At 66.5% G+C, this 5,124-nt stretch carries 7 protein-coding genes; 4 read left to right on the plus strand and 3 right to left on the minus strand.

The features are described from left to right. Positions 1-128 (minus strand): hypothetical protein (locus VN856_RS26505; RefSeq protein ID WP_156751530.1); only part of this gene is annotated, 128 nt, incomplete at its 3' end. A gap of 143 nt (positions 129-271) precedes the next feature. Here VN856_RS26505 and VN856_RS26510 point away from each other — a divergent pair. Then, on the plus strand, positions 272-928 hold the full coding sequence (locus VN856_RS26510) for a TetR/AcrR family transcriptional regulator (protein ID WP_325694857.1): 657 nt from the start codon (positions 272-274) through the stop codon (positions 926-928). A 21-nt stretch (positions 929-949) separates the two neighbouring features. Further along, positions 950-1,723: an SDR family oxidoreductase gene (locus tag VN856_RS26515; RefSeq protein ID WP_325694859.1), complete on the plus strand. Its 774-nt coding sequence runs from the start codon at positions 950-952 to the stop codon at positions 1,721-1,723. Here the strand turns inward: VN856_RS26515 and VN856_RS26520 are convergent. Continuing rightward, on the minus strand, positions 1,720-2,607 hold the full coding sequence (locus VN856_RS26520) for an alpha/beta hydrolase (protein WP_414687055.1): 888 nt from the start codon (positions 2,605-2,607) through the stop codon (positions 1,720-1,722). The genes VN856_RS26515 and VN856_RS26520 overlap by 4 nt on opposite strands. A 46-nt stretch (positions 2,608-2,653) precedes the next feature. Here VN856_RS26520 and VN856_RS26525 point away from each other — a divergent pair, with 46 nt between their 5' ends. Then, the gene (locus tag VN856_RS26525; protein WP_414687056.1) at positions 2,654-4,006 is read left to right on the plus strand and encodes an FAD-binding oxidoreductase; all 1,353 of its coding nucleotides are present in this window, start codon (positions 2,654-2,656) and stop codon (positions 4,004-4,006) included. Here the strand turns inward: VN856_RS26525 and VN856_RS26530 are convergent. After that, the gene (locus tag VN856_RS26530; protein ID WP_325694863.1) at positions 4,003-4,539 is read right to left on the minus strand and encodes a TetR/AcrR family transcriptional regulator; all 537 of its coding nucleotides are present in this window, start codon (positions 4,537-4,539) and stop codon (positions 4,003-4,005) included. The genes VN856_RS26525 and VN856_RS26530 overlap by 4 nt on opposite strands. 145 nt (positions 4,540-4,684) lie before the next feature. Between VN856_RS26530 and VN856_RS26535 the strand changes: the two genes are divergently transcribed. After that, the coding region (locus VN856_RS26535) for an SDR family NAD(P)-dependent oxidoreductase (RefSeq protein WP_325694865.1) at positions 4,685-5,124 on the plus strand (440 nt) is incomplete at its 3' end.

Below are 5,124 nucleotides of genomic sequence, written 5' to 3' on the forward strand. Positions count from 1 at the left end.
ACGGGCGGGTACGCCGGCGGCGGGTAGCCCTGGCCGTCGGTGACGCCGCGCAGGCCCCACGGCAGGTACTTGAAGTAGAACTCGAGTTCGTCGGAAAAGTCGTAGCTGGGATCAGGATCCGGTTGCATCTGACTACCTCTCGAGTCGGTACGTGTTCCATGTCGGAGTCTAGTCCCGGCGGGCAACGCGCAACAGTGAACCGTGGTGTTGCCTAGACTACCCACCAGTTGATTGACTCCGGGTAGCCCCCGGACCGCCGAAGCGAGTAGACATGCCATCCGAGAACGGGCTCACCCGCCGCGAGGAGCTGCTGGTTGTAGCCACCAAGTTGTTCGCCGCACGCGGCTATCACGGCACCCGGATGGACGACGTCGCCGATGTCGTCGGCCTGAACAAGGCCACTGTCTATCACTACTACGCCAGCAAGTCGCTGATCCTTTACGACATCTATCAGCAGGCCGCCGAACGCACGTTGGCCGCCGTACACGACGATCCGACGATGTCGGCCCGCGAGGCGCTTTACCAGTACACCGTGCGGCTGCTCAATCAGATTGCCGCCAACCCCGAAGGCGCGGCGGTGTACTTCCAGGAGCAGCCCTACATCACCGAATGGTTCACCGAGGAACAGGTCGCGGCGGTTCGTGAGAAGGAAACCCAGGTCTACGAGCACGTGCATGGGCTCATCGATCGCGGCATCGCCAGCGGCGAGTTCTACGAAAGCGACTCGCACGTCTTGGCGCTCGGCTACATCGGGATGACGCTGGGCGCCTATCGCTGGCTTAGGCCGAGCGGACGCCGCAGCGCCAAGGAGATCGCCGCCGAGTTCAGCACCGCACTGCTGCGCGGTCTGATCCGTGACGAGGCGGTCCGGGTGGAGTCGCCGCTGGGCGTCGGAACCGACATCGGTACGGCCGCCCGTCGTTCCTGAGCCTCGAAGAGACTGATCACCATGACTGACATGTTTCGTCTGGACGGAAAGGTCGCCGTGGTCACCGGCGGTGGCCGCGGCATCGGCGTCATGATGGCCCGCGGGCTGCTGCAAGCGGGAGCGACGGTGTACCTGTCCAGTCGCAAAAAGGCCGAGCTGGACGCCGCGGTCGCCGAATTGTCGGCGCACGGACCGGTACAGGCGATTCCCGCCGACCTGGGCACCGTCGACGGTGTGCAGGCGCTGGTCACCGACCTCGCCGAGCGCACGGACGCCGTACACGCGCTGTACAACAACGCCGGCGCCGCGTGGGGTGCGCCGTTGGGCGAATTTCCCGAATCCGGCTTCGACAAGGTCTTCAACGTCAACGTCAAGGGCGTCTTCCTGCTGACCCGCGCGCTGGTGTCGCTGCTCGAGGCAGGCGCGACCGACGGCGACCCGGCCCGCGTCATCAACACCGGCAGCATCGACGGGATCGTTCCGCCCGGGCGCGGCCGGGACAACTTCTCCTACAGCGCCAGCAAGGCCGCGGTCCACATGCTGACCCAGCATCTGGCCGGGGAGCTGGCGCCGCGGATTCTGGTCAACGCCATCGCGCCCGGGCTCTTCGAATCCCGGATGACCAAAGAGCTGTTGCGGGCGGGTTCGGACGCCGTCGGTTCGGGCTTTCCGCTCGGCCGCATCGGCCAGCCCGACGACATGGCCGGCATCGCGGTCTTCCTCGCCAGCCGGGCCAGTAGCTACATCACCGGCGCGGTGATCCCGGTGGACGGTGGCGTCAGCGTCATCCGCTAGGCCTTCAGCAGATTCCGCTCGAGAAACTCGAGTTGATCGGCAAGCACGCGCTCGAAGGCGTCGCCGACGTAAATCTCGAAATGCCCTTCCGGGTAGAGCTTGATCTCGCCGCGGGGCGCGGTCGCCGCGTAGCGGCGGGTCGGACCTGACGGCGCGACGGTGTCGGTTTCGCAGACGCAGAACAGGATTGGGCAGGCCACCTTCGCCGCGAGCCGACCCGGCCGGTACGGCAAGAGCTTCAAGCCAATGCGCGCGGCGACCTCGTTGCGCAGCTCGACGCCGTCGGGCACCAGCCCCAGAAAACCGGGGTAGGCATCCGGGGAGGTCATCAGCGCGACCTCGCCCGGACGCCCGGCGGTCGGCACCATCACCGGCGCCCCGCCGAAGCGGGCGGTGATCAGGTCGCGCGCCGCCAGCGCCGTGAGGCGTGCGCTGATCATCGGGTCCACTGCGCCCAGGGAGGCGACGCTGTCGGTGAACGGGCATTGCGCGACAACCGCCGCGATTCCCGGAAGCCTTGCCGCGGTGGCTATTACGTGACCACCGCTGAATGAGGTACCCCACAGGCCGATTCGATTCGCGTCGACGCCGGGCAGCGTGCGCGCATAGGCCACCGCAACCATCCAGTCCTGCAGTTGCATTCGGACATCGAGCAGTTGACGTGGGGCCCCTTCGCTGTCGCCGAAGTTGCGGTAGTCGAACACCAGGCAGGCGTAACCGGCCGCGCAAAAGCGTTCGGCGTAGGCATCCAGTCGCATCGTGCGGACCGCGCCCAGCCCGTGAGCCATCACCAAAAGCGGCGCGTCACCGTCGCTCGCCGGCCGGTACAACCACGCGCTGACCCGATCGCTGCCGGAGTTGAACCAGACATCCTCACGCTGCATGACACTCATCCTGCATCGTCGTCGAGCGATGTGATAGACCCACAGCATGGCCGCGAGTGTGCTGCAGCAGGTGTCGTCGCTGGTAGGGGCGAACTATGTCAGCACCGATCCCGACGTACTGGCCGGCCGCAGCGTCGACCACACCGGCCGCTACCGCGGTCACGCGAGCGCCCTGGTGCGTCCGGGCTCGGCGGACGAAGTCGCCGGCGTGCTGCGGCTGTGCCGCGACGCCGGAGTACACGTGACGATCCAGGGCGGCCGGACGTCGTTGGTCGCCGGCACCGTGCCCGAGCATGACGACGTGTTGCTGTCGACCGAAAGGCTCAGCACCATAAGCGATGTCGACACAATAGAACGTCGTGTCGAGGCCGGGGCAGGGGCAACCCTGGCCGCGGTGCAGCGCGCGGCCGACGCGGCCGGCCTGGTGTTCGGCGTCGACCTGGCCGCCCGCGACACTGCGACCGTCGGCGGCATGGCATCGACCAACGCCGGCGGTTTGCGCACGGTGCGTTACGGCAACATGGGCAACCAGGTCATCGGGCTGGATGTCGCGCTGCCCGACGGGTCGGTGGTGCGACGCCACTCGCGGGTGCGGGCGGACAACACCGGCTACGACCTGCCGGCACTGTTCGTCGGCGCCGAGGGAACACTGGGCGTGATCACCGCGCTCGACCTGCGGCTGCACCCGGATCCATCGCATCGGGTGACCGCTGTCTGCGGCTTCGACGACCTGGCCGCACTGGTCGACGCCGGCCGGTTGTTTCGCGACATGGACGGCATCGCGGCGCTGGAACTGATCGACGGGCGGGCCAGCGCATTGGCCGAAGAGCGTCTGGGGGTGCCCCCGCCGGTGCGCGGCGACTGGCTGCTGCTGGTTGAACTGGCGGCCGACCGCGATCAGACCGAACGCTTGGCCGACGCGCTGGAAGGTGTGCAGACTTTGGGCGAGCCCGCGGTCGGGGTTGATCTCGCTGCGCAACAACGGCTTTGGCGGTCTCGTGAATCGTTGGCCGAGGTGGTCGGATTGTTCGGACCGCCGCTGAAGTTCGATGTGTCGTTGCCACTGTCCGCGATACCCGCGTTCGCCCACGACGCCAAGTCGCTCGTGCACCGGCATGCGCCCGACGCCGTCGGAGTGTTGTTCGGGCATATCGGCGAGGGCAACCTGCATCTGAATGTGCTGCGCTGCAGCGACGAGCAGGAGCGCGATCTGTACGCCGCGATGATGGACCTGATCGCGGAAAGCGGTGGCAACGTCAGCTCCGAACATGGAGTCGGCAGCCGCAAGCGTCGCTACGTGGGCATGTCACGCGGAGTCGCCGACATCGCCGCGATGCGAACTCTGAAGACGGCGTTCGACCCGACCGGCTATCTGAACGCCGCGGTGCTGTTCGACTAGCCGGCGCCCTTGATCCCGACCGCGTGCCGAAGCTGGGCTAAGAACTCGTCAGCGTCGTCGCTGCGGATCATGTAGTGCGAGAACGCGACTCGGATCGCGGTAGCCGCCTTCACTGCGGCGTTCGGACCGGGAATAAGCCGCTGCAAACCATCGCGCATCTGCGGGATGACGTTCGAGAACTGGCTGATGACATGTTCGGGCTCGATGTCGACCATCCGCACGCCGGTGTAGGAATGCTGGTACTCGACGATGAACCGCAACGCCGCATCGAGCTTGTCGGTACCTTTGAGGCCGGCGGTCGCCCGGCCCATGCCGCTTTCGAAGGTCTGCCGCTCGTATTTGGAGAACGCCGAAAGCAGGTCCTCTTTGGACGCGAACCAGCGGTAGAGCGTTGGCCTGGATACCCCGGCCTGAACGGCGACATCGGACAGACTGAGCTTCCGCTTGCCGTTCCGGCCGAGGACCTCGGCCGTGGCAGCAAGAATCCGCTGCTGCGTCGAGGCGTCGCCCTCGAGGGTCGGAGTCTGCTCCATGAACCAAACTTTACAAAATAAACCCGAAGTGTCACGCTGTTTTCGTGTCACTGCCATGTTCCCCGGCCAGGGTATTTCCGGCCCCACCCGAGGTAGTTGACCACCAGAGTTTAGCTGGGCAGACCGAGATTGATCGGCGTCCGTCGTGAGCGAGTCCAGGACGGTCGTCATCACCGAAGCCTCGTCACCCGTGGGCTTGGCGACGGCGGCCCGGTTGGCGGCCGGCGGGCACCTGGTGTTGATGGGTGCCCGCCGGACCCACATCTGCGAGGAATTCGCTGCCCGTCTTCGGTCCGGAGGCGCTGCGGTGTTCGCCGCCCACTTGGATCTTGCGGACCCGCTGTCCATCGATCGTTTCCTGCAGGCTGCCGACTACCTGCTAGGTGCCGCCGATGTCCTTGTCAGCAGCGCGGGTATGGCCGACAGATCCTGGGTCGGCGCGCAACACCTTGTGGCGCAACTCGTTACGCCGATGATCGACAACGGCCGGGGCGACGTGGTGCTGCTCAGCCCGGAATTGATCGGGGCATCGCCGGAGGGCGCGCATCGGATGCTCGACGCGTGGGTCAGTGGTCTGGACGCCGA

Origin of the sequence: Mycobacterium sp., assembly GCF_035603715.1 — a bacterium.
Taxonomy (GTDB): domain Bacteria; phylum Actinomycetota; class Actinomycetes; order Mycobacteriales; family Mycobacteriaceae; genus Mycobacterium.